Genomic DNA, 24,036 nt, shown 5'->3' with positions numbered 1-24,036 from the left:
AATTAAATCGGAACTATTTTATATCCTGAGCCGTAGACATTGTGGACAATACCGTTTGGCAGCTTCGCCCGCAAGCGCTTCATAAGAGAGGTGATGGCGTGAATAGAGAACTCCTTCTGCTCTTTGCTGTCATGCAGATGCTCAAAAATATCTTTTGCGCCAAAGCATTGGTTTGGCTTGGAGAAGAGTAGTTTTAAGAGCACGCGCTCCATCTTTCTTAGCTTAATCTCTCTGCCGTTTTCCCACAGAGTATTCATCTCATTCTCCCAATAGGTTGTATCGCTTACATAGGTGCGGTTTGTTGTCTTTCTTATAAGCTCTACCGCATCAAGCAAAACGCTCTTTAGTAGTTCTGTTTTTATCGGCTTTATCAGGTAAGTTTCAAGACGAAGTTTGATTGCGTGAAGCAGCTTCTCCTGTTCAGAGTGCGCGCTCATAATTATGATTTTCGTATCTTTGTCACACTTTCTTATTTTGGCAATCATATCAAGACCGTCAAGATTTGGCATACTTATATCTGTCAATATAATATTTGGCCTCTTCTGCTTATAGATATCGTACGCCTCACTCCCTGTGGAAGCAGAGTAAACCCTGTTAAAAAAGAGATTTAGATATTCACACAGCATCTCGCGCAGCTCTATCTCGTCTTCGGCCAATAAAATGGATATGTCTCTGATTTTTTCAATTTTCATTTTGTATCCTTATGATAAATTCGGCACCAATCTTTTTGTTGTTGTCGTCATATATATTTTTTGCTCTTAAAGAGCCGCCCATATTCTCTTCTATAATCATTTTGGCAATATGCAGACCAAGCCCCGTACCTATAGATTTATGCTTAGTGGTAAAATATGGGTCAAATATCTTGCTTAAATTCTCATCGCCTATCCCGCCACAGTTGTCAGCGATGCAAAGGGCTGTAAACTCCGTGTTTCTGGATAGCGTAATAGTAATATTTGCGTTAGAGAGCTTTTTAGTGACTATAATATCACTTGCGTTAGAGAGGATTGAAACAAGCACCTGCACGAATTCGTTTATCAGACCGTAAATCTTATATTCGCTGTTAAGCAGCAGATTTATTTTTACGCCCCTGTTATTTTGTTCTAAGTTGACGATGTCTAACGCCTTTTCTACTGCTGTATGAACGCTAAACCATGATTTTTCTTTGTCTGGACTGTAGTAGTTCATAAAATCTTCTATCGTCTCTGACAAGTAAGTTATGCGTCTCTCCATCTTCTCGAGTTTGTCGGCAATCTCATCTTTTGTGAGCATATCAACTTGGTTTTTCTCTTTTAAAATCGCCAGAGAGGTATTAATAATTGCCAGAGGCTGACGCCACTGATGTGCAATATTTCCAATCATCTCTCCTATCTCTGCTCTTTTTGACTGTTCAAAGAGAAGCAGGTTGCGCTCTTTTAGGGCATGCTCTTTTTTTTGCAGCTCATCTATCGTGTCCATAAGCTCACGGTTGTATTTCTCTTCTATATACAATCCGCAGTCAAGGCTCTTCATATCTTTGATTAACTTGCCAATGTATCTCTTCTCTATCATGGAGCCGTGCTGAGGAGCTATGAGATCTATATCAAGCTTCTCAATTTTGCCGAGTGCGTAGTTGAAGATATCTTTGCTCGGCATATACTCCTGATGAAACTGTTTTGCTTTGTCAAAGTAGCTCTCGTCTGCGTAAAAATCCCAAGAGTCGTCAATCCCTCCGAAAATATCGCCGGAAAAAAGAATCTTCGAGTTTGGGTCATAGCTTACGAAAGCTCCCGGAGAGTGACAGTAGGGGGTTGTTAAAAACTCTAGTCTAAATCCGTTTGATGTAACAAGATGGTTGTCTTGTTTGTCTATCTCGTAGTAGCTTGATGTTACAAGATAGTGTTTTATCAAAAGAGACATTCTTGAGTGCGTTACAATTTGCAGGTCATCTCTGTTAATAAGCTTTTCTATCTCTGGAACTGCCGCAGCCAGATCTGGGTCTTGATGGTGGAGTATTATATATTTTATGGAGCCGATATCCATAACGCTTTTTACTTTTCTAACCGTCTCGCTAAACTCAATCATCGAGCCTGGGTCTATAAGAATAGACTCATCGCCGTTTTTGATGAGGTATGGGTGGCACTGAAACGGGTCGTTTTTTAGATGCATGCCAACCCAATAGATGTTTGGCGCGATTAGGACCGCTTGGGATGTATTGAGATTTTTAGGCATTTCCCTCAAACCACTGTAACTGTTCTCTAAGTTCGACCACTTTTCCAACTACAATAAGTGCGGGAGTAGGGACGTCTTTAGCTTTTTCTACGATATTTTCCAAAGTTCCTACCACTACGCTCTGCTCTTTAGTGGTTCCCTTTGAAATTACCGCACACGGATAATCCTTCGCTTTGCCTATCTCTATGAGTTTTTGAGAGATTTTTGAGAGATTGTGCAGTCCCATCAAAAAGACTATGGTATCATCAGTTTTGAAGTTCTCCCAAGGAATCTGAGACTCTTTTTTATGCGGAGATTCATGTCCCGTTACAACCCTAAAACTAACCGCAACACCGCGGTGAGTTACAGGAATTCCTGCATACGCGGGAGCGCTGATAGCTGATGTGATACCGGGGATGACTTCAAATTTAACTCCTCTTTCATAGAGATATTGAGCCTCTTCGCCGCCGCGTCCAAAAACAAACGGGTCACCGCCCTTTAGACGCACCACATTCTCGTACTTTAGAGCGTTTTGGTAGATAACCTCGTTTATGTCATCCTGAGGCATGATATGGCGGCCGTCCTCTTTGCCCACATACACAAACTCACATCCGTTTTTTGCCTCATCTAAAATGTCCGGATTTGCCAAGCGGTCATATATGATTACGTCGGCCTCCTTAATTACCCTAAGCGCTTTTAGGGTTAATAACTCAATATCGCCTGGACCGGCACCTGTTAAATAAACTTTGCTCATTTGTTGGCCTCTTCATAAATAAATATACCTGAGGGTTTTGTGATATTAAACATCTCGCGTGAGAGATACCACTCTTTTGTGTTGATAACCGCAACCTTATTTGTGTCGTTTACGGATATGTAGAGATTTGGTCTAAGGTTTGACCATCTTACATGTAGAACTTTTCCGTCAAACTCAAATCTTTTTATTACCTCCAGTGTCTGCGTATCTATAATCTGCACAATAGGAAACTTATCACCGCTAAATGTAACGGCCATATAGTTCTGGTCAGGGCTTAGTGCAGTAAAAACTGGCATACCCTCAACCTCTATATTTTTAACAAATTTAAAGTCAGATGTATAGACTAAAACTTTGTTGTTTCCGACAGCAGGTATAAAAATGTGCCCTTCGCTTATGCTCCAGAAACCAAAATGAGGAACTTTTAGCACGGGCTTTCTGTCTTCAAGAAGGATATCTATTTTTGAGTAGGTCATAGTATCTAAGTCAACTACGCCAAAAAAATCGCTTTTAAAAAATCCGGTTATAAAATGGTTGTTTTTTATCATCGCATCAAAAGGCATTACGCCGACATCTTCAAACTCTCTGTATATCTCAAAATCAGGAAGAGCTTTGCCCCCATTTTTATCTTTTAGTACGGTGATTTTGTCGTTGTCCATCTGAGAAAAAATCAGATAATCTTTGTATTTTTTGATACCCACGTTTTTGGAGCCCGTCTCAAAAGATTTAATCGGGTTTAAGTCTCTGTCTAAGATATCAACGCTTTTTTTAGCGTAGTTAGCAACGGCGATATAATTTTTCTCAACAGTAAAACCGATAGCGCTATCGCTTGTTTTATGCTCTTTTATTATCTTCTCTTCTAGAGGGTCAAATTTTATAATGTATCCATCGCGTGAAATCACATAGCCGTCATTGTCGTAAAACTTTACAACACCGTGGTTCATATCTCGCATCCCCTCAATATGCCCCTTAGTCATCCCCTCTGCAACAACTGCAAGAGAGCTACTCTCCCTCTCAACAATAAAGAGCTTATCGTTGCCTCTTAGCATTGCAAATATAGGGTTTACACCCTGAGCATTTGCATTTATAAAAAGTGATGCAATCAAAACTGCACTTGCCAATATCTTATCTGTTTTCATTAATTCCCCCTTGATAATAAATCTCATATAATTTGAACACGCCCAAATTATATTCAGTCACTAAAGTTTCACCTTTGGTGGGAGGAGTCATTTTGACTCCTCTCTTGCTCGCTTAGGTAGCATGACGGATCTTCGCTCCACAAGTCGCCTGTAATTGCATATGCTCTTGCTCTTGAACCGCCGTTACAGATATCAATCTGTTCACACTCCGCACAAATTCCGCTTATTTGACGTCTTGGATGAACTCTCAGCTGGTCCAGCAACTCGCCGCCTTGCCAGATATCGCCGAAATCCTGCTTTATAATATTTCCTACCGTAAGAGGAAAGAACGGGTCAGGTCTTACATCACCCTCGCTGTTTATGTTTAGCAGTTTGCGTCCTGCACTGTTTCCTCCCCATGCAACAAGACGTTTTCTCATCGTATCTTTAAGCTGCGGGTACTTTAGAGCAAATCTGTTTAAAAACAGAACTGCATCCTGTTCCATATTTCCCGTTACTATCTCTATCTCTCTGCCTCTATCGTAGTACTCAAACGCTTTATCTAGAATATACTCTACAGACTCTCTTCTTTGCTCTTTACTCAAATCCATTTTCAGATTGTCAAGCCCGCGCCCAGAATAGACAAGGTGAGAAATATATATTTTCGAGATATTCTCCTTTTCGGCAAGGTCAAAAATATACTCTAAAGAGTTGATAGTCTCTTTTGTTATCGTAAAACGGATGCCAACTTTTGCACCGCTCTCATTTGCAAGGCGTACAGCTTTCAGAGTCTCCCTAAATGCCCCTTTAAGTCCTCGGAAGTGGTCGTGCGTAGGCTCATCACCGTCTATACTTATGCCGACATAGTTGAATGTCTCCACTATTCTCTGCACATTCCCTTTTGTAAAGTACAGGCCGTTGCTCGATAAGTAGGTGATAATCCCATTAGCTTTGCAAAAATCTGCTATTTCAAAGATATCTTTCCTTGTTAATGGTTCTCCGCCTGAGAAGATAATAAACTTAACGCCGTTTTCTTTCATCTCCAGAATAGTTTTTTTAATCTGCGCCGTGGTTAGCGTGTCAACTTCATCAAGCGTTGACTTTGAGTAGCAGTGCAGACATGAAAGGTTGCAGCGGTTTGTAAAGTTCCATATAGCGATTGAGCCGTCAAGAACCCTCTCCGCTTTTCCTTCAACTACTGATGATATAAGATTTGATAGCCTAAACATTTATTTGCCTTTATATGAGATAACGTACGCAGCTACCGCTTCTCTCTCTTTGTCTGTTAATTTTAACTTTGTCATAACAGTTCGTTTGTACCCAAAAGCCTTATACATAGACTCCGGGTCTATGATATAAGCTTTAATCTCTTCGTATGTTCTCTTTTGCGCAATCTCATTGAACGGAGGTCCAAAAGCCACCGCAGTCTGATGATGACACCCCCAGCAATATGTTTCAAAAACTGTTTTTCCATCAGCTTCATCAGCAGATAAAATTGAGGCTACAAAGAGCGCTATTAATACTGTTTTTTTCATCTTTTTTTCTTTCGTTTAATTTACTATTCTAACCTAACCAAGCTTCAATAATGGCTTAAAAATGGCACAGATTAAGCATTTTTTAGTTATGAATAGTTGTTTTTATAAATAATTATGATAATTTTTAGGTTATTTTTAGTTGAGTATTTTAATGATCTTAAAAAGTTTTTTCTCCGCAAGGGGAGAAAAAAAGTGCTTATTAGGCACCTGGAATAGTTTGTCTATGCTCGATAGAGTAAGTAAACGTAGGAGTTGTTAAACCAGTGATATATTTAACAAACTTGCCTGTTTTAGCTTCATAGATACCGATACGACCGGCATTCCACTCAGAAATCATAGTCCAGTAACCGTGGTTAGCAGGTTCTGCGTGAAGAATTCTAGGAACTACAGCATTGCCTTTATCATCTTTTACAGTTGGAACATCCCACTTGTATAGTATTTTGTGAGTTACAGGATCTATTACCGTACCTTCTTTTGTACCAACAGTGATAATTCTGTCAACTTCAAGAGTCTGCTTGTTGATTAAGTGAACTTTGTTCCAAACATCGCTTGAACCAAGAACGTTATCAGCCCAAAGGAATGGAGTGTGCTCAGATGTACCTATAAATAGTCCACCGCCGCCGATTGGAATCTGACGAATAACGTCAAAGTTGCTGTCCCAGATAGTTACCTGACCTAAGTTCATGTTAACAGTAGCGCCAAGTTGCTGACCTAGACCCTCATTGAACCAAGAAGAACCTTGACCTGGGTGTGGCTTAGATGCAGGACCTGTATAGATTTTTGTAACTAAAGATTTAGTTTTAAAGTCTACAACACCGACAACGTCACTTCCTTGAGAAGCGATGAAGAGGTAACGACCAATCTCTTTACCCTCATTTAGGAAACCATCGTGAAGGATATCACCGATATTTGGAATATCTCCAACGATTGGAAAGTTAGGTTTAGAGTAATCTACGATATAAACGTGACCACCGTCTTTAAGTGCAAATGCGAAATAAGGACCATACGGAGTATCAAAGATACCGGCTACACGAGATGAATCGATGTCACCGTTTGGCTTGATAACGCTTGAAGTCGGGTAAACTTTTAGAGGCTCTAGTGTCATAGCATCCATAAGTACAGCACCGCCTGGAACGTAGTTACCGGCCATTAGGAACTTGCCATCCGGAGATACCGCAAGACCGCGAGAGTCAGAACCAACTTGACACTCAGCAATTTTTTGCTGACCAGGAGTATTTAAGTCGAACATTGTTACTAAACCTGAACGAGAGATTGAGTAAGCATAACGAGGCTGACGCTTGTTTGTAACTGTTACGTGAACAGCAAAACCAGCCGGGTGTTTAGATAAAATCTTACCGTTTGTACCGTCAACGAAAGCAACACGCTCAGCATCACGCTCTGTTACGAAACAGATGTCTGTATTTTTCTTAACATCAACTGCATTTGGATATTTTGCGAAAAACTCCATTCTGTCGTTAAGAGGTTTCCATCCAGCTTTAACAGTGTCAAGAGTCAGCTGCTTGATTACTCTGCCTTTAAAGTGCTGAATATAATCAACCATTTTATCAGCATCATCTTTAGCAAACTTGTCTTTAAATGGAGGCATAGCTGTACCGGCACGTCCATTTAAAATAACCTCTGAAAGCTCATAAGCGTTTTTCTTAGCAGTAACCGCAGGACGTAAATCAGATCCAACACCACCCTCTAGGTTAGGACCGTGACAACCTTGGCACTCTTTTTCGAAAACTTTTTCCACATCCATCGTGCTAGCCGCTTGGACAACCATACCTGAACCGACAACCGCCATAGCAGCAACTGACATAACTAATTTATTTAATCTCATTTTATTTCTCCTTCTAAAATAGATAAACGTGCGGGCCCGAGGGCCCGGCACAACTAGCAACCAATTAACCCTCTTGCTCTAAGCGAGCTTTCTCTTGTTTGTAAATCCAAATCATCGGAAGTACAATCAAAGCATGTAAAAAGATAGTTAAGGTTAATGGACCTTGAGCCAATGTACCAAAAAAGCTTGGTACTACATCTACAAATGGTTCAAACATTGCATTCATTTCATCTCTCCTTAACGTACGTGATTAGCAGCTTTACCTGTGCTTAATAAGTCTTTAACTAAGAATAAGAAACCTGTGAATGTAATAACACCCATAATAAGTCTCCAACCCATACCTTGTGCATACCAAATACCGCCTTGACCTGCAAAGTAACCTTCCCATGTAGCACCCCATTGTGCACGAGAGATGATAAAGTCTGCATATCCAGCGACAGTAAGCGCCATAGTCATACCAAGAACACCACCAAATATCATACAAGTTGCCCAGATAGAAGATTTAGTATGGTTCATAACTTTGATACCGTTTTTACCTTGAACACCAAGATACATCATACCGATAAGAATAGTCGCATAAGCTCCAAAGAACGCTAAGTGCCCGTGAGCCGATGTAAACTGTGTACCGTGCGTATATAGGTTAACTTGTGGCAGTGTGTGGAAGAATCCCCAGATACCTGCACCCAAGAAGTTACCAAACGCGTTTAAGATAAACCATGTAAACGCAGGCTTGTTAGTTATAACAGAGTGCTCTTTACCTTTTGCATCTTCCTCTCCTTGCATTTTTCCCCAGTCATAAAGAACGTGGATAAACATCGCAACAAGCGGTAGAGGCTCTAGTGCAGAGAAGAGTGCTCCAATTTCCCACCAGTACTCAGGCGTACCGATCCAGAAGTAGTGGTGACCCATACCAAGGATACCTGAACCAAATAGCATTGCTACTTCAATCCATAACCACATTTCAACAACTTTACGGTGTGCACCAATCATAGTGATTAGACCATAAGCTGCAAGTGAACCAACGAAAACTTCCCAAGTAGCTTCAACCCAAAGGTGAATAACCCACCACCACCAGAATTGATCCACAGAGACGTTGTCTGTAAAGAACATACCGGCTAAGTAGATACCAGCAAATGCAATCATATCTGCCATAAGAACAGTTACAATTCCAGAACGGTTACCTTTCATTCCTGTTAGATAAAGGTTAGAAATAAACCCAAGAACAACTACAACTATTGCAAAGTCTGCCCAGCGCGGAGCTTCAATATACTCGCGACCCTCATGGATAAACCAGATAGATGTCTCATCTGCAGGCCCAACTTGTATAAATAGATAAACAAGCACAACAACAACGATAGCAGCAGCAAAAGCCCAGAAAAGAAGTTTTCCTAAACCAATACCAACTGTTTCGATACCAGTTTCATCCGGTAGTAACCAATAAACGGAACCAAACATAGCAAAAACCATCCATACAATAAGTGCATTGATATGTATCATTCTTGCAACAGAAAAGTCAACTACTTCAAACAAGAAGCTTGGCATTACGTACTGAGTGGCAGCTACGAGACCAAAAAGTAGTTGTGCACCAAAAATAATTGCAGCAAAGGTAAAGTACCAAGTTGCTAATCTTTTTGATTCAGATGTTAAGTAACTATTTGCCATGAACCGCTCCTTGAATTTTTCCAAAGTTTCTTGGGAAACCATTTGTATCTATTGATGACATATGTTTTAGGAAAGTAACCAATCCTTTAGCCTCTTCAGCTGTAATACCAAGATTTGGCATCATACGAGCGTGAGTAGGATATTGAGATGGGAATTGTAAAAATTCCGCCATCGCCTCTTCCTTTGTATCCTTACCTGTCATAGCTTGCATCGAACCCTCAGGCCCCCATGCAGGGTCTAACCAAGCTTTTGTTAAGTCTGGAGCATAATATGCGCCATTCCCAAGAATTGTATGACAGTTCATACAGTTTTTAGTCTGAGAACCTAATTTTCCCAAGTGAAGCATTTCAGCGGCCTCTTCTTCAGTCCAGTCATCTCTTCCGAAGAATTTCTCTTTCTCTTGAAAAGAAGAAGTCCCTTCTGCATTTGCTCCACCAATTACCGGTATTTCATGGTGACGTTTTTTGTCCATTTCATAGGTAATTTTATAATTGATAACCGTAGGTCCTGGAACCCTCTTAGTTACGCCTTTTTCTAAATCAGCATCTGTGCCCATTGTGATTTGCGGTATCGTATCGAATGTTAGCCACATCAAAAGAACTGCTGCAACTCCCGTAACCCATCCTGCTGAACGTTGCCAAAAACGATTGTCTCTCCATACGGACTTGTTTGCCACTGTACCCTCCTATAAATTTATGGGTCAATATATATAAGTTAGTGTTCATTCTCTTCGTGAACACGGTCTTGCATGTAATAAACTGCATGAGGAAGTAGAAATAATCCAATAGCAGCAACAACTAACGCCTTGACCGTAAAATCATTTACATGCATTAAACTTCCCATCAGATACATGCAGTAAGCGCATAGCATCCAAAAAAGGTAGCTAATGGACATAGCCCATTTTTTAAGCAGTTTTACTTTAACGGCTGTATATATACCAACATAGAATCCTCCAAATACTAAAACAAGAGTAGAAGATACAAATATTGTCAAGAAATCATCAACATGAATATCCTGTGTCATCAAAATTCCACCAACCATTTTGTCTCTCCTTCAATTACTAAATTTTTCAGAATCAAGAGTAGTTTAGTCCTATTTATTTCTAAACAAGTTGACATAAATCAATTTTTTTACTTAATTTAAAATTTAAGGTTTGTTTTATTATCGGTGTAACAATATGAAACATACTAAAGAAAGTTGGTAACTTTAGTAATATAGTATGGCTTATTTAAGCGTAGTTAGATGAAGTGCAGAAGGGATGAGAGAGTAAGGGCAAACAGCAGTGTAGTCGAAATTGCAACGGCTCTTTTTTGCTTCTCTTGTAGGTTGTATTTCTCTTGAAGATAGTCGCTTAGCTTAATGCCAGGAAAAACTGAAAACATTAGCATGGGAACAGCCATAACGCAAACCATCACAAAATCTTGAAAGACCATTTAATACTCTTTTCTTAAATTTAAATTATATTTTATCTCGATTATTATATCATTGATTAATTAATTTTTTTCAAATAAAATTAATTTTGCGTTTAATTTATACAAAAAAAGGGGTAGGGGATGAGAAAAATCTTAAGTATAGTTGCTATATCCATAGCGGCTTTTGTGTTGGGGAGCGGTTGTGCGTCGTCTTTAGAGATGGCTCCAGAAATTGAAAAAAGTAATGGGAGCATACCTGAAACTGCGATATATGTCGGTCATCACAAAAGTGAAGATGTGTTAAAGGCAGTTAAAGCTGCGGCGAAAAAAGAGGGGTGGCGTGTAACAGAGTTTAAGAGTGAGGCGGTATTGGTTGAGAAGTCTTTCAACGGAGAGACAGCATCTTCTACTATAATCTATCATAATCAACATATCTACGGCGATAATAAAAATGCTCCGATGGACGAGCTCTTAAAACTTAGAGGCGCAATCGTAGAAGAACTGCAAAAAGAGGAGAAGCACTAAGCTTTTCTTATGTTTACTCTCCGACCTTTAAGGCTCTGGAGAGTAAGAATTTAAATCCCGAAGCTCTCTTTAATCCTGCTTTCAAACTCTATGTCGCTTAACTCTTATACTAAAAGGAAGAGTCTCAAATCTAAGAGAGTCGACAATCCCCCATCCCAGACGTTGCCCCTGTTGTTAAAACCACTTTTGACATGTAAATCTCTCTTTATGAATCATATTAACAAAATGATTATATCATACGAGTAAATAAATAAAATTGCATAAAGTAGAGAAAAAAAATGGATTTTTTTAAGTATATACACGCAGTGGGGACGGGCGTCAAGGGGAATAGGGATTTGACTTTTGAAGAGTCAAAAGCAATGATGGAGGAGATTTTAAAACAAAATGTTCATAATGAGCAGATAGCTGCGTTTTTGCTTGGATGGAGGCTTAAGCCCGAGACAACAGATGAGTTTAGGGGGGTTGTTGAAGCGAGTAATCTCTTTATCAAAAAAAGAGCAGTTGCTAACTCCATAGAGCTTGGTTACCCGTTTGACGGAAAAGCAAACAACCCGTTTATATTTCCGCTTGTTGCCAAAGTTCTTGAAAACTCTGAACTAAATCTTGTCGTAGCGGGCGATGATTTGGTGCCGGCAAAGGCGGGCATAACTCTAAAAGAGGTGGCTACCAATATTGAGCTGAATAAAAATCTTCACTATTTTGACAGAGCAGATTTTTTCAAAGAGATGCATGATTTAACGCCGCTTCGCATGAGGCTCGGTCTTAGAACAGGGCTAAACACTATTGAAAAGCTGACAAAAGTGGCTAATAGCGACTATGCCATTACGGGTGTTTTTCACAAACCTTTCGTTCAAAAATATATTGACACCTTTGCTTCAAGATATAAAAGACTTGCTCTTATACAGGGAAACGAAGGAACGCCCGAGCTTTTTAGTAAAGGTCGTTTATGGATTGCCGACGGAAATGACGTAGAGGAGATTATTATCGACCCTGAGTATTACGGTATAAACTATACGAAATCTTGGGAGAGAATAACACTGCAAGAGTCGCTGGAGCAGGTAAATAACCCATCGGCAGAGTTTTTAAAGTTGGCACGTCTAAATGCGGCAGTTTATCTTTTTGTTGCTCAAAAAGCCGCAACTATTAATGAAGCATACGAAAAACTAAGCGAATCTCTTTCATAAACATGAGTCATGAAAAAGAGAGAGTAGATAAATTCTCAAGCCATCTGAAAAATATTCTGCATGGCTTTTTTCTGGCAATCGGCACGACTATCGCCGAACCATCTACAATCCTGCCGCTAATCGTAAACTACTTCGGCGGCAGCTCCATGCTTGTCGGTTTTTTTGCCGCGCTTCTTCGGGGCGGAGCCGTTATAGTTCAGCTCTTTGCCGCATTTCACGCTCAGACATACATGGTTATGATGCCATATCTTCGCAGAGTATTTTTTGTAAGATTTCTCTCATGGTTTCTCATTGGTGTTGCAATTATCCTTTTTGGCGAAGATTATCCAAATGTAACCCTTGCTTCCATCGGTTTTGGACTATTTATCTTCTCTTTTAGTGCGGGTTTTGCCGCGATTTACTTCAGGGAGATTATGGCTAAAATATTTAGCCACAAGTTTCGCGGCAAAACGATGGCATACCGTCAGTTTTTCAGCGGCGCAGGAGGACTTCTCAGCGGAGTACTTGCTGCATGGATACTGGAGTCGTTTGAAGCACCGCAAAGTTATGGCTATCTATTTATAATAAGTTCGTTTATTATGGGGCTTGGATATATTGCATTCTCTTTAGTAGAGGAACCAATAAAAGAGGAGGTCTCAAAGAAGGAGAGCTCATTTATGGAGTTTTTGAAAAACTCATGGACACTTTTAAAGGCGGATAAAAATCTGCAGGTTCAAGTTACGACATTCTTTTTGGCTTACGGATATCTTATAGCTCTGCCTTTTATAATACTTGATGCCCAGCAGAAGATAGACTTAGGGGGTGTTGCGATAGGTTCTTTGATTACCACTCAAATGGTCGGAGCGATGCTTAGCAATTTTTTGTGGGGAAATCTCAGCGGAAGAGGCAGAAACATACTCACTGCAAAACTCTCGATATCTTTTCAGATGGTGGCGATTGTTTTGGCTTTTAATGCCTCATCGCTTTATGAGTACATTGCTATTTTCTTTTTGGTAGGAGCTTCAATGGACGGCAGCCGCATAGCTTCAAGCAACTTAATACTTAAAATTGCACCTGCTCAGAAAAGACCTATCTACATAGCTCTTCAGATGAATATAGTCTCTTTGGGGATGTTTTTCTCGATTATTGGAGGGGTTATTTTGCACTACTTAAACTATACGGTTCTTTATGGCAGTGCAATCTTTACGCTTTTTGCAGCACTCTGCTTGTCCTTTAAGTTAAGAGACTGACTTATAAAACGGACGCGTTCGTTTTAGTGCGTAAAATAATTTTAAATGCCGTAAAATCTTTTAACAAACGCTCTCTCTTTTTCTGTCTCAATAAAGATTCTAGCAACACTCTGATTATTCTCACCTATAATTATAATCTCGTTGTTTTCAACTCTAAGGTGCTCTTTTGCCCACTTTTTGTCAAGTTCGTCAAGTCTGTGAAAAATTTCTTTAGAGCTAGGACTCTCTTTTTCCCCGTTTCTTTTGTCAATGATATTTAGTCCGCCTACTTTTTTCTCTACAACGTAAGGGCTGTAAACTTTTATAGCCGTGTATATACGCTCCTCTTTTGCTTCAGGAAGCGCTCTTTTCATTGTGACTACTCCCAGTATTAAAAAGGCTGTGAAAAATCCGAAAATTAAAGCTTTTTTTATGTTCATTTTTTATCCCATGTTTTTATATAATCTTCTGCTTTTTTGTCAAGCATTTTCATTCTCTCTTTGCCCTTTGGCAGGGTTTTTCTTAACTCTTTCATCTCTTGCAAAAAATCACCGATGCTAGCGGGAATTAACTTCTGAAGATATTTTCTCAGATGTTTTGCAACAGCCGGAGATGCTCCTGAGGTGGAGATCGCAATGGTAAGATCATCTTTTTTCACGTAAGATGGAAAAATAAAGTCGCAATAATCTACGGAATCCACAGAGTTGCAAAGGCAGTTGTAGTTTTTGGATTCTGCGAATATCCGTGCCTGAAGTCCAATGTCATCTACGGCGACAATAACTACGGCAAAATCTTTTATGTCACCTTCGTTATAGGCTCTTTTTTCAAAATAGAGACCTCTGGCTTCTATAACTCTTTTCATATCTGGTGATAGCTTAAGTGCTATTATGGAGATGTCAGAAGTAAAATCCAAGAGATGTTCAAGTTTTTCAAAGGCTATACAGCCTCCGCCTACGATTAGAATCTTTTTGTTATCTAATTTTAAGAAGGCTGGAAAATAACTCAAGTATGCCTCTTTTCATCTGTTTTTATACGACATAATATCATAGTTTTTAAAAACTATTATTGATAAAAATCAACTTGTGTCACTTGAAATTAGATTACAATTAATAAAATAAAATAAAAGCATGGACGGAGTAACAAGAAGATGAAAGACGAAATTTTATCACGTATTCAGAAGAAGTTTCCTTTGGTTGCAAGACCGTTTAAAGTGATAGCGGATGAATTGGATATGAGTGAAGATGAGGTTCTTGAGATTTTGCAAGAGCAGAAAAAAAGCAATATCATACGTCAGACATCCGCGATATTTGACACTAAACGATTGGGGTATATATCATCTCTTGTTGCTTTTAAAATTCCCCCGCAGAAGATAAGTGATGCGGTTAAGATTATAAATTCGCATCCGGGAATATCGCATAATTATGAGAGAAACCATGACTTTAACATCTGGTTTACCGTTGCTGTTTCACCTACGTCCAAGCTCGGACTGGAAAAAACCGTAGGATTTTTAGCAGAGGCTACGGGCGCTGAGGATTATATCACTCTTCCAACTCTTAAGCTTTTTAAAATCAACGTAAAACTAGACACTACCGGAAAAGATCAGAAAAAAGAGGAGGTAAAGAGAGTAACGCATACAGATATTGAGCTTACTCCTCTGCATCACGCTATCATTAGATATGCACAAAACGATATAGAGATGGTAAGGGAGCCTTTCAAGAATATTGTAGATACTCTGAATATTGACTATAATACTTTTTTTGATGTATTAAACGAACTTCAAGGGGCAGGGGTCATGAGAAGATTTGCCTCAATCCTAAACCACAGAAAAGCAGGCTTTGGTGCAAATGCCATGGTTGTATGGGATGTTGATGAAGCAAACGGAGAGGAGATAGGCGAAAAAGCGGCTGCTTTTAGCGCTGTAAGCCACTGTTACCTTCGCCCGAAGTATGAGAATTGGCAGTATAATCTCTTTACAATGGTTCACGGAAAGAGCACTGAGGAGACAAATGCAATTATAGAGGAGATGGCTCTGGAGATAGATTCAAAAAGCCACATGCCGCTTTACAGCTCAAGAGAGTTTAAAAAAGTAAGAATAGAGTACTTCACTCCCGAGTTTGAAGCTTGGGAAGAACAATATGGCAATTAAGGAATAAACATGGAACTTTTTTTAGAATTAGAGGGCGCGTATATAGTAATCGCTGTTTTCATATTGGTCGTCACGGCAATCGTGACTACAAGGGATTTTGTGCCAAAGGGCGCATTTAAAAAAGGGATGATATCTGTCGTGGTGATGGTATCTTTGATGATAGCTTTTCACTATAATATGACAACATCAAGAATGGAAGAGGTTCAGGCTCTTTTTACTGCGGGGGAGACTGTTATTTGTGAAAACAAAATGCGCAGAACTGCTTCAAGATCGGTGTTGATATCTCAGAAGATGGGCTGGAAGCTTGAGGACAACCTCTTTAAAAACAGTGATTATGAGAGAGATTTTCATACGTCAAGATGTGTTGAGTGGATTGGCGTTGAGCCTGATATAGAGGAGAAAAAACAGTAGATGAGAGAGAGGCTTAGACGCTACTCTTTGGCACTATTTTTTTTGTTTATAGTGTTTGGATTGATGATTCTAGGAACCATAGGCGTCAGGCTTTTGGGGGATAAGATGATTGAGGGTGCCAATATAGAGATGAAACCAAGAGGGGAGAATTTGGCAAGATGAGTTTAACAGTTATTCTTACGGTAGCCATTGCGCTTAGTATTGTATTTCACTTTGTGGGCGTCTATGCGGGGGCTAAAAAAACCGTATGGCTGATGATTATTCTTTTTTGGGCAGCTGGAATAAATATGGCAATGAGCGAAATAAAGCCAAAGGGCTATAAAGATATTGAGAAGATAAAGGGTCAGTTTAGCGATACTGATAAACTCATAGAAGAGGCAATGCCTGAGGTTTCAATTTATGAGATGCTGGCAATTAAAAAAAGTTACAATATCAACAAGCATAAAAAATAAGTATGCAAAAGAGCGTTGGTGTAATCGGATGCGGCTGGCTGGGCAAACCTCTTGCCCATGAGCTCTCTAAAAATCTACATGTAGATTGTTTCTGCAGAGAAACAACTAAAGATAATTCCCATTTTTGGCAAAGCGATATCGTAATTATTGCAATAAACACAAAAGAGAACTACCTAGAGACACTGCGAAAAATAGCTACGCTTACAAAACCTGCATGTAATATTTTTTTAATGAGTTCAATATCCATCTACAGGGAGTTTGACGAGGATGTAGATGAGAGTTTTGAGATAACGCAGCCATCGTTAATAAAAGAGGCGGAGGATTTGGTTCTTAGCCTGCGAGAAAATGTTATTATCCTAAGGCTTGGCGGACTTATGGGGGATGACAGGGTAGCCGGGAGATGGAAGAGCGCTGTTGATTTTAGTGACGGCTTTGTCAATTACATTCATAAGGATGATGTGATAAATATCATCAAAAAGATGGTTGAAAATATCGTAAATTTCGGCATATACAACCTTGTTGCTCCGCTTCATCCATCAAGGCAGGAGATACACAGAAAAAACAGCCAAAAGGCAGGCTCGGAGATTGGAAAGTTTGAGGGATTTTCAAAGCGCAGAGTCTCTTCACAGAAGGTGATTAAAGAGCTTAACTATACTTTTTTGCACCCAAATCCGCTTGAGTTTTGGGACTAATGACTTCTTACTAGTGCCGCAAAATCAATCTCTTGGGTCTCTTTTTTCTCATCAATGGCTTTCTTATCCTCTTCAAAACTGCCGGTACTAAAAGTGTAGTCGCTACTCTTTAAGATGCACCCTTTCGTTCCTGGAACACACTCCTTTTTTACGAGTTTGCAGTAACCTTTATAATCATGTTGGCAAGTCCAGCCCATAATAAGCCCCATTTTTAATAGATTTTTTAATAATTCATACTCACTCACTAAGGCTTCACGGTGGGTTTCCCAAATATAGTCTCGCTAGATTTGACCCTTCCGTTGCAGAATCGTTCGCTTCATATGATTATGGAAAAAGTTAAATAAAATAATATTGAATTATGCTACAATTTTTTAAATAAAGGAGTATGAAGAGATGAATTACAGAGTACTGAATGTAGAGACTATTATCGATTATATTTCAAACATAAAGAGCGTTATGAACTATTTTGGCTCCGATGAAATAAGAGCCGATGAGATAGGTGATGGCAATCTGAACTATGTCTACAAAATAAGCTCCGTAAAAAATCCTCAAAAAGCTCTTATTGCAAAGCAGGCAGTACCGTTTCTCAGATGTGTAGGCGAGGATTTTCCTCTTAGTAGAGAGAGAATGATCTACGAGATAAGGGCATTGCAGAAATTTTATACTATTTTTCCGAGTTTTGTCCCTAAAATCCATCATGCAAGCGAAGAGATGAGTCTGGTTGTTATGGATTATCTAGGCAGCCACATAATCATGAGAAAAGGGCTTATCGGAGGAGTGAAATATAAAAATTTCAGTGGGCATATCTCAACATATATGGCGGCTACGCTCTACTACACTTCATCTCTATACCTTAGCAGTGCTCAAAAAAGAGAGCTCGTAGAGAGATTCAACGGCAACAGGGAGCTGTGCAAACTGACCGAAGATCTTGTTTTTAGTTTTCCCTTTATGGAGCATGAGACAAACGATAATGAGAACGTAGAGAACAATCCTGATGCACAAAAACTTTTTTCGGACATGGAGTTTAAAGAGAAGGTGTTGGAGCTCAAATATAAATTTATGACGCAAAGTGACGCGCTGCTTCATGGAGATCTGCATACAGGCTCCATTATGATAAATGAGAATGATACCTACATAATAGACCCTGAATTCGCGTTTGTAGGACCGTTTGGTTTTGATGTCGGAGCTCTTTTGGCTAACTTGGTGAACAACTACATCCATCACAGTGTTGTTACAAAAGATGAGGATTACAAGAGCTGGCTTTTGCTAACCATTAAAGATATTTTAGAGAAGTTTAGCGAGAAGTTTTTAAGCTTTTGGAGCGAATCAAAAGAGTCCGCTCTACTTGTAGATGGCTACCTTGATGAGGTGTCACTGAAAAATTACAAAGAGAGATTTGTAAAAAATATTTTAAGAGATAGTGTCGGATTTGCAGGCTGTAAGATGGCTAGAAGAGTTTACGGCGTTGCGGGAGTAGAGGAGATAAGAGGGATCGAGGATGAGGCTCTTAGAGCCGATGCCGAGAGGATGGCTCTAAAAATTGCCAGAGAGTTTGTAATAAAGTACGACAAGATTGAGAGCATAGATGAGATATTGGAGATAATGAAAAATGCAGGGTAACTACAAAGCGTTATGGCTAAACGATGACCTTTTTGACGAGTGTCTTGAGGTGATCGACCAGAGGCAGCTTCCGTTTGTTTATGACACAAGACACCTTACAAATACCGAGGAAGTCGTAAATGCGATAAAAAATATGACAGTTCGCGGTGCGGGAGTTATCGGGAGTGTTGCAGCATTTGGGATCTATATAGCCGCGATTGAGGTCGAGGGAGATTACGAAGCTCTAAAAGAGAAAGCGGTATTGATAAGAGAGTCCCGCCCTACAGCGGTTAACCTTATGTGGGCAGTTGATAAGATGATGGAGCTTTTAAAAGATTCGGATGATTTAGTAGATGATGCAAGAAGATTTGCTATAGAGCTAAATGACGAAGAGGCACTTGAGAGCCAAAAAATAGCAGAGTATGGCTGTAACATCATTGAAGATATTTTAAAAAAGAGCGGCAAAACAGAGATAAATATCTTAACTCACTGCAATGCAGGCTGGTTGGCAGTTATAGATGAGGGAACAGCGCTCGCACCGATCTATGAGGCAAAGAGAAGAGGAATAGATGTTCATGTGTGGGTTGATGAAACAAGACCTAGAAATCAGGGAGCCTCACTCACCGCATGGGAACTCTCTCAAAGCGGCATAAAGCATACAATCATAGCCGACAATACGGGCGGACATCTTATGCAGCACGGAATGGTGGATATGGTGATTGTCGGGGCGGACAGAGTAAGTGCCAACGGTGATGTGGCAAACAAGATAGGAACTTACCTAAAGGCACTCGCTGCACACGATAACAACGTCCCTTTTTATGTGGCAATTCCGACATCAACTTTTGACTTTGAAATCAGAGACGGCGTAAAAGGGATTCCCATCGAAGAGAGAAGCGCTGATGAGGTTAGATTTATAAAAGGAGTGGATAGCGAAGGAGTGGTGCGTGAAGTGCGTATAACTCCTGAGGATTCTCCTGCTATAAACTACGGTTTTGATGTAACTCCGGCAAGACTTATAACAGGACTTATAACAAACAGAGGAGTTTGCGAGGCAGATTTCGATAAAATTCAAGAAAAATTTAAAAAGAGCAATTAATGAGAAGTTTATACAGCGACAAAGAGGCAAATGAGTTTAAAACAGATTTGGATTTAAGGGTTTACACCTCAAGACTGCTTGGGCGTGATGCCTCTTTGGTTCTTCACGGCGGCGGAAACACATCTGTAAAATCAACTGCTACAAACCTTTTTGGAGAGATTGAAGAGATTCTTTATGTCAAAGGGAGCGGCTGGGATTTGGCAACCATCGAGGCGGAGGGATTCGCACCCGTAAAGATGGATATGCTTTTAAAAATGGCGGAGTTAAAAGAGCTGAGTGATACCGATATGGTTAAATATCAGCGCCTTGCTATGACAAATCCATCTGCTCCAAACCCATCCGTTGAAGCGATACTGCATGCCATTATCCCTTTTAAATTTGTTGACCATACCCATACCGACGCTGTTGTAACCATCACAAATACCCAGAGCGGCGAAGAGAAGATAAAAGAGCTTTACGGTGAGACTGTTTTGGTTATTCCATACATTATGCCGGGATTTGTTCTTGCAAAACTTATCTATGATATGACAAGAGATGTTGATTGGAGCAAGTTGGAGGGGATGGTTCTTATGAACCACGGTCTTTTTACATTCAATGATGATGCAAAAAAATCTTACGAGAAGACGATAGAGCTTGTGGAGAGGGCAGAGAGGTATCTTGAGACTAAGGGCGCAAATCTACATGTAGAAAAAGAGACTTCACACCCCAAGAGTACTTCCTCGTTCCTCACAGCGCATGTAGAACTTTTAACCCTTGCAAAGATAAGAAAAGAGGTCTCAAGCTTAAAAGGCAGGGCAACCGTTTCAATCTATAATGACAGCGATTTGGCTCTGTACTTTTCAAAGCAAAATATTGAAAAAATCGCCACACAAGGTCCGCTTACGCCCGACCATGTTATAAGAACAAAAAGAGTTCCTGCGATTTTGGGAGATGACTTCAGAGCAGATTTGGCAGATTTTGTAAAAGAGTATAAAGAGTATTTTGAAGCAAACAGAACTACGGAGACTCTTTTAAATCCCGCTCCGAATTTTGCTATATTAAAAGGGCAGGGAACTCTCTCTTTTGGTGCAAATGCAAAAGAGGCAAACATCATAAAAGATATAAACGACCACACCTTTGAGGCTATTTTAAAAGCCGAAAAACTAGGCGGTTACAAAGCTCTGAGCGCACAACATATCTTTGAAGTTGAGTACTGGTCGCTTGAACAGGCAAAGCTAAAAGGGGGCGCAAATGCGCCTGAGTTTAGCGGAAAAGTTGCCCTTATAACTGGAGCGGCAAGCGGAATAGGGCTTGCAATCGCAAAGATGTTAAACTCAAGAGGTGCTGCAATTGTGGCTCTTGACATCAACCCAGAAGTTGAGAAAATCTTTGCAAAGAGCGATGCAATCGGCGTTAAATGTGATTTAACATGTAGTAATGATATTAAAAATGCAATAGAGAGAGCGGTTAAGAGTTTTGGCGGTATCGACATAGTTGTAAGCAATGCAGGCATCTTTACGCCAAGTGAAAATCTTGATAGTTTAAGCGATGAGAATTGGCAAAGAAGTATGGATATAAATCTTACTTCGCACCAAAAACTGCTCAAATATACGGCTCCGTTTTTAAAGCTTGGCGTTGATGCAACGGTAATCATGGTCGCTTCTAAAAACTTTCCAGCTCCCGGAAAAGGTGCGGCGGCTTACTCTGTTGCAAAAGCAGGACAGACACAGCTTGCACGTATTGCCGCGTTAGAGCTTGGAGAGTTTGGAGTGCGCGTAAACACACTTCACCCGCACGCTGTATTTGACACGGCTATATGGAGTGATGAAGTTTTGGCTAATCGTGCAAAAGCCTATAACATGAGCGTTGAGGAGTACAAAACAAACAATGTGCTTAAAACTGAGATAAAATCAGACGATGTTGCGGAGCTTGTATGTGCGATGGCGGGAAGAGCGTTTGCAAAAACAACAGGCTCCCAAGTCGCAATAGACGGCGGAAGCGACAGGATAATCTAGCTCTATTTAAGCCAGAGCATCCTTTTGATGTTGTCTGGCATATTTTCAAGGGCGAAGTTTTTCTGGCTCTTGATGTAGCTTGGGTATTTAAAATCTTTTGAAGTCATAATCTCATAGAGCTTTTTTAGATGCTCATTCTCTATCTTTTTATATTTTATCTCCATCTCTTTTGCAATGCGCAGAAAAAATGTAAGCAGTACTGATTGGGCTTTTTCATCAACTGCATTGCCGTATATAACGCCCTCAAACTCACTTTTCATAGTCATAATGTTGTATTCACACAGCTCATCGAGTTTTTCTGCATCTTCTGTGCCCAAATAGTTTAAAATATCTAGAATAAGGTTTAGAAACATCAGATTTGTCTTGTCAATAGTGACATTGTTTTTGTCTAGTTTCTCTCTGTACGCAACAATATCTGGCTGTATATCTTTAAAATAAGCTGACATGTAAATCCTTTCAAAGTGTAAAAGTATAACGCAACTTAGTTGTTTAGAGAATCGGCGCCCTTCTGCGTTAAAACCAGTGTCACACCATCCTCTTTTACCTCTATAAAGCCCTCACGTCTAAGCTCATTCATCGCTTTTTCAAGGGCATCGTTTTGCTTTGCATCTAGTTTGGCTATGATGTTTTCAACCACGTCACGCTTTGTCATAACCTGACCTGCACTGCTGTTCTTTTTAAACCATTTCATAAACATCTCTTTAACCTCATTTTTTGGAGCCGTATCCAAAACTTTGTTTTTAGGAGCTGTTTTTATCTTATTTTTACGAGCTGATTTCATAGTTTGCCTTAAATTTTATCTGCTTTTATTTATCTCGGCATTGTCACATATTTTTACTAAAAAAATAGAATTAGCACGCCTATTGTTGTATACTCTCGCTTATAAAAAGAGCAGATACAAGGAAAATAATGGCTATTAAAGCAACCATCTACAAAGCTTCGCTAAACATAGCGGATATGGATCGCAATTACTATGCAGAGCATAACTTCACTCTTGCCAAACACCCATCCGAGACAGATTTGCGCTTAATGATAAAGCTGGTCGCATTTATGTTAAATGCGGATGAAGAACTGCTCTTTACCAAAGGAATTTCACAAGATGATGAGCCTGATTTATGGCAAAAAGCACTAAATGGCGATATAAAACTCTGGATAGATTTGGGTCAGCCCGATGAAAAGCGGATTCGAAAAGCGTGCGGACGCTCTGAGAAAGTTATTATCTACATGTACCAAGAGGGAAGTGCTTTTGCGTGGTGGAAACAGATGCAAAGTACTCTTGGACGTTTTAAAAATCTCTCTGTTCGTTACCTGAAGATTGATGGAGATATGGAGCTTTTAGCCAAAAGAGCAATGGATTTGCAGTGCAACATAAGTGATCGCGAGCTTAGCGTAATTGAGGGTGACAAGAGTATAGCCGTCAATCAAGAGATATGGAAATAGGATAGAAGGAGAGAAAATGGCACTCTTTGGAGCGTTAGAAGTTGTGAAAAATCAGGCTGAGAGAGAGAAGTTTAAAACAGCATTTCTCTATCTTGAGAGATTGCTTGATAAAAAGAGTGTTGAGCATAAAAGAGTTATGGAGAGTCCTTTGGGTGTTTGCAAAAAAATAGAGCTCGATGAGCATAGTTTTGTGCTGGAGCAGGCATACAGCTCAAAAGATAGAGAGGAGTGTTTTTTTGAGTCTCACAGAAAATATATCGACGTGCAGTTCATTCTTGACGGCGAAGAGATTATAGAGGTTTCAGACACAAATCTTTTAGCAGTGACTTTGGTTTACAACGAGGAGCTTGACTATATAAAGTATGAAGATAAAAAAGAGTGTTCGTCTATCGTTTTAAAAGCGGGTGATGTCGCTATTTTTTATCCGCAAGATGCGCATATGCCGTGTACAAAACTCAAGGAGAGCGTAAAAGTTGTAAAGGCTGTTGTAAAAGTTGGGGTGTAGTATGTGGGCGCAAAAGTAGTCGCGAAGCCTGAGACATTATTAAGTGCTTTATTTAAGTGCTTTATTTATCAATCCATTTAAAAATGTCTAATATGGAAATTTTATTTTCGTCTAGCTCTACTAGATAAATTATTGTATAACCCTTGAAAATCATATCTCTAACATTCTCATCTTCATTATGAACGGATGGTCGAAATTTATGTGGAAAGTTTGCTAAGTTGTTGATTTTGTTATCTACTTCGCTTTTGAAGGTTAAAGCTTTGTTTTTACTATCTT

31 protein-coding genes are annotated in these 24,036 nt (G+C 39.7%); 13 read left to right on the top strand and 18 right to left on the bottom strand.

The genetic code is table 11. The features are described 5' to 3' along the window. Window positions 1-2: 2 nt before the first annotated feature. The 12 genes from K0A91_RS07135 to K0A91_RS07080 all read right to left on the bottom strand — a co-directional run bounded on the left by K0A91_RS07135 (window position 3) and on the right by K0A91_RS07080 (window position 10,529). Entirely contained in the window at window positions 3-692 is a 690-nt protein-coding gene (locus K0A91_RS07135) for a response regulator (protein ID WP_295009418.1), read from the bottom strand. Further along, window positions 682-2,145, bottom strand: coding sequence for an ATP-binding protein (locus K0A91_RS07130; RefSeq protein ID WP_295009416.1), 1,464 nt, complete (start codon window positions 2,143-2,145; stop codon window positions 682-684). The genes K0A91_RS07135 and K0A91_RS07130 overlap by 11 nt, the downstream gene beginning before the upstream one ends. 55 nt (window positions 2,146-2,200) lie before the next feature. Then, on the bottom strand, window positions 2,201-2,941 hold the full coding sequence (gene cobA / locus K0A91_RS07125) for a uroporphyrinogen-III C-methyltransferase (protein ID WP_295009414.1): 741 nt from the start codon (window positions 2,939-2,941) through the stop codon (window positions 2,201-2,203). Then, entirely contained in the window at window positions 2,938-4,077 is a 1,140-nt protein-coding gene (locus K0A91_RS07120) for a cytochrome D1 domain-containing protein (protein ID WP_295009412.1), read from the bottom strand. The genes cobA and K0A91_RS07120 overlap by 4 nt, the downstream gene beginning before the upstream one ends. 68 nt (window positions 4,078-4,145) lie before the next feature. After that, on the bottom strand, window positions 4,146-5,285 hold the full coding sequence (locus K0A91_RS07115) for a radical SAM protein (RefSeq protein ID WP_295009410.1): 1,140 nt from the start codon (window positions 5,283-5,285) through the stop codon (window positions 4,146-4,148). Beyond that, window positions 5,286-5,591, bottom strand: coding sequence for a cytochrome c (locus K0A91_RS07110; protein ID WP_295009408.1), 306 nt, complete (start codon window positions 5,589-5,591; stop codon window positions 5,286-5,288). A gap of 199 nt (window positions 5,592-5,790) precedes the next feature. Beyond that, complete coding sequence (locus K0A91_RS07105) at window positions 5,791-7,434, bottom strand: nitrite reductase (RefSeq protein WP_295009406.1); 1,644 nt, start codon at window positions 7,432-7,434, stop codon at window positions 5,791-5,793. A 64-nt stretch (window positions 7,435-7,498) separates the two neighbouring features. Then, window positions 7,499-7,660, bottom strand: coding sequence for a hypothetical protein (locus K0A91_RS07100; RefSeq protein WP_295009404.1), 162 nt, complete (start codon window positions 7,658-7,660; stop codon window positions 7,499-7,501). Between the two features lie 11 nt (window positions 7,661-7,671). Continuing rightward, window positions 7,672-9,096: a cbb3-type cytochrome c oxidase subunit I gene (locus K0A91_RS07095; protein WP_295009402.1), complete on the bottom strand. Its 1,425-nt coding sequence runs from the start codon at window positions 9,094-9,096 to the stop codon at window positions 7,672-7,674. Next, window positions 9,086-9,772 (bottom strand): cytochrome c, encoded by a 687-nt coding sequence (locus K0A91_RS07090; protein ID WP_295009400.1) that lies wholly within the window; start codon window positions 9,770-9,772, stop codon window positions 9,086-9,088. Before K0A91_RS07090 ends, K0A91_RS07095 begins: the two co-directional genes overlap by 11 nt. Before the next feature lie 38 nt (window positions 9,773-9,810). Next, window positions 9,811-10,137: a hypothetical protein gene (locus tag K0A91_RS07085; protein WP_295009398.1), complete on the bottom strand. Its 327-nt coding sequence runs from the start codon at window positions 10,135-10,137 to the stop codon at window positions 9,811-9,813. A gap of 197 nt (window positions 10,138-10,334) precedes the next feature. Beyond that, entirely contained in the window at window positions 10,335-10,529 is a 195-nt protein-coding gene (locus K0A91_RS07080) for a hypothetical protein (RefSeq protein WP_295009396.1), read from the bottom strand. Between the two features lie 120 nt (window positions 10,530-10,649). On the opposite strand from K0A91_RS07080, the gene K0A91_RS07075 reads away from it, so the two are divergent. The 3 genes from K0A91_RS07075 (at window position 10,650) to K0A91_RS07065 (ending at window position 13,446) form a co-directional block, all read left to right on the top strand. Then, a complete protein-coding gene (locus K0A91_RS07075; RefSeq protein ID WP_295009394.1) occupies window positions 10,650-11,033 on the top strand; it encodes a hypothetical protein in 384 nt (127 codons plus the stop codon). 278 nt (window positions 11,034-11,311) lie between these two features. Then, window positions 11,312-12,217: a glycosyl transferase gene (locus tag K0A91_RS07070; RefSeq protein ID WP_295009392.1), complete on the top strand. Its 906-nt coding sequence runs from the start codon at window positions 11,312-11,314 to the stop codon at window positions 12,215-12,217. Between the two features lie 2 nt (window positions 12,218-12,219). Beyond that, the gene (locus K0A91_RS07065) at window positions 12,220-13,446 is read left to right on the top strand and encodes an MFS transporter (RefSeq protein ID WP_295009390.1); all 1,227 of its coding nucleotides are present in this window, start codon (window positions 12,220-12,222) and stop codon (window positions 13,444-13,446) included. A gap of 41 nt (window positions 13,447-13,487) precedes the next feature. Here K0A91_RS07065 and K0A91_RS07060 read toward each other — a convergent pair whose 3' ends face one another. After that, entirely contained in the window at window positions 13,488-13,799 is a 312-nt protein-coding gene (locus tag K0A91_RS07060) for a hypothetical protein (protein WP_295009388.1), read from the bottom strand. 62 nt (window positions 13,800-13,861) lie between these two features. Further along, on the bottom strand, window positions 13,862-14,431 hold the full coding sequence (locus K0A91_RS07055) for a bifunctional precorrin-2 dehydrogenase/sirohydrochlorin ferrochelatase (RefSeq protein ID WP_295009386.1): 570 nt from the start codon (window positions 14,429-14,431) through the stop codon (window positions 13,862-13,864). Window positions 14,432-14,572: 141 nt separating this feature from the next. On the opposite strand from K0A91_RS07055, the gene K0A91_RS07050 reads away from it, so the two are divergent. The 5 genes from K0A91_RS07050 to K0A91_RS07030 are packed head-to-tail and all read left to right on the top strand — an operon-like array spanning window position 14,573 to window position 17,126. Further along, a complete protein-coding gene (locus K0A91_RS07050; RefSeq protein WP_295009385.1) occupies window positions 14,573-15,571 on the top strand; it encodes an Lrp/AsnC family transcriptional regulator in 999 nt (332 codons plus the stop codon). 9 nt (window positions 15,572-15,580) lie between these two features. Next, complete coding sequence (locus tag K0A91_RS07045) at window positions 15,581-15,982, top strand: hypothetical protein (protein WP_295009383.1); 402 nt, start codon at window positions 15,581-15,583, stop codon at window positions 15,980-15,982. Further along, window positions 15,983-16,144, top strand: coding sequence for a hypothetical protein (locus tag K0A91_RS07040; RefSeq protein WP_295009381.1), 162 nt, complete (start codon window positions 15,983-15,985; stop codon window positions 16,142-16,144). Beyond that, window positions 16,141-16,434, top strand: a complete 294-nt coding sequence (locus tag K0A91_RS07035) for a hypothetical protein (protein WP_295009379.1) — start codon at window positions 16,141-16,143, stop codon at window positions 16,432-16,434. The genes K0A91_RS07040 and K0A91_RS07035 overlap by 4 nt, the downstream gene beginning before the upstream one ends. A gap of 2 nt (window positions 16,435-16,436) precedes the next feature. Next, window positions 16,437-17,126, top strand: a complete 690-nt coding sequence (locus K0A91_RS07030; RefSeq protein WP_295009378.1) for a hypothetical protein — start codon at window positions 16,437-16,439, stop codon at window positions 17,124-17,126. On the opposite strand, the gene K0A91_RS07025 is transcribed toward K0A91_RS07030, so the two are convergent. Continuing rightward, the gene (locus K0A91_RS07025) at window positions 17,123-17,371 is read right to left on the bottom strand and encodes a hypothetical protein (protein WP_295009376.1); all 249 of its coding nucleotides are present in this window, start codon (window positions 17,369-17,371) and stop codon (window positions 17,123-17,125) included. The two genes, K0A91_RS07030 and K0A91_RS07025, sit on opposite strands and share 4 nt — an antisense overlap. Window positions 17,372-17,519: 148 nt before the next feature. Between K0A91_RS07025 and mtnK the strand changes: the two genes are divergently transcribed. The 3 genes from mtnK to K0A91_RS07010 are packed head-to-tail and all read left to right on the top strand — an operon-like array spanning window position 17,520 to window position 21,815. Then, the gene (mtnK, locus tag K0A91_RS07020; RefSeq protein ID WP_295009374.1) at window positions 17,520-18,746 is read left to right on the top strand and encodes an S-methyl-5-thioribose kinase; all 1,227 of its coding nucleotides are present in this window, start codon (window positions 17,520-17,522) and stop codon (window positions 18,744-18,746) included. Beyond that, window positions 18,736-19,821 (top strand): S-methyl-5-thioribose-1-phosphate isomerase, encoded by a 1,086-nt coding sequence (mtnA, locus tag K0A91_RS07015; protein WP_295009372.1) that lies wholly within the window; start codon window positions 18,736-18,738, stop codon window positions 19,819-19,821. The genes mtnK and mtnA overlap by 11 nt, the downstream gene beginning before the upstream one ends. After that, window positions 19,821-21,815, top strand: coding sequence for a bifunctional aldolase/short-chain dehydrogenase (locus K0A91_RS07010; protein WP_295009370.1), 1,995 nt, complete (start codon window positions 19,821-19,823; stop codon window positions 21,813-21,815). The genes mtnA and K0A91_RS07010 overlap by 1 nt, the downstream gene beginning before the upstream one ends. A gap of 2 nt (window positions 21,816-21,817) precedes the next feature. Here the strand turns inward: K0A91_RS07010 and K0A91_RS07005 are convergent, their stop codons facing one another. Both K0A91_RS07005 and K0A91_RS07000 read right to left on the bottom strand, forming a co-directional pair. Further along, window positions 21,818-22,261 carry a hypothetical protein gene (locus K0A91_RS07005; RefSeq protein ID WP_295009368.1) on the bottom strand — a complete coding sequence of 148 codons (444 nt, stop codon included), beginning with the start codon at window positions 22,259-22,261 and terminating at the stop codon, window positions 21,818-21,820. A gap of 35 nt (window positions 22,262-22,296) precedes the next feature. After that, entirely contained in the window at window positions 22,297-22,596 is a 300-nt protein-coding gene (locus K0A91_RS07000) for a hypothetical protein (RefSeq protein WP_295009365.1), read from the bottom strand. A gap of 128 nt (window positions 22,597-22,724) precedes the next feature. Here K0A91_RS07000 and K0A91_RS06995 point away from each other — a divergent pair, with 128 nt between their 5' ends. Both K0A91_RS06995 and K0A91_RS06990 read left to right on the top strand, forming a co-directional pair. Then, window positions 22,725-23,255, top strand: coding sequence for a YaeQ family protein (locus K0A91_RS06995; RefSeq protein ID WP_295009363.1), 531 nt, complete (start codon window positions 22,725-22,727; stop codon window positions 23,253-23,255). Window positions 23,256-23,271: 16 nt separating this feature from the next. Next, window positions 23,272-23,760: a YhcH/YjgK/YiaL family protein gene (locus tag K0A91_RS06990; protein WP_295009362.1), complete on the top strand. Its 489-nt coding sequence runs from the start codon at window positions 23,272-23,274 to the stop codon at window positions 23,758-23,760. Between the two features lie 61 nt (window positions 23,761-23,821). Here K0A91_RS06990 and K0A91_RS06985 read toward each other — a convergent pair. Continuing rightward, window positions 23,822-24,036 (bottom strand): type II toxin-antitoxin system RelE/ParE family toxin (locus K0A91_RS06985; RefSeq protein WP_295009360.1); only part of this gene is annotated, 215 nt, incomplete at its 5' end.

This window comes from Sulfurimonas sp., assembly GCF_019429335.1.
Lineage (GTDB): Bacteria > Campylobacterota > Campylobacteria > Campylobacterales > Sulfurimonadaceae > Sulfurimonas.
Note: the sequence above shows the minus strand (reverse complement) of the source record. Positions and strands in the feature narration are given on the sequence as shown.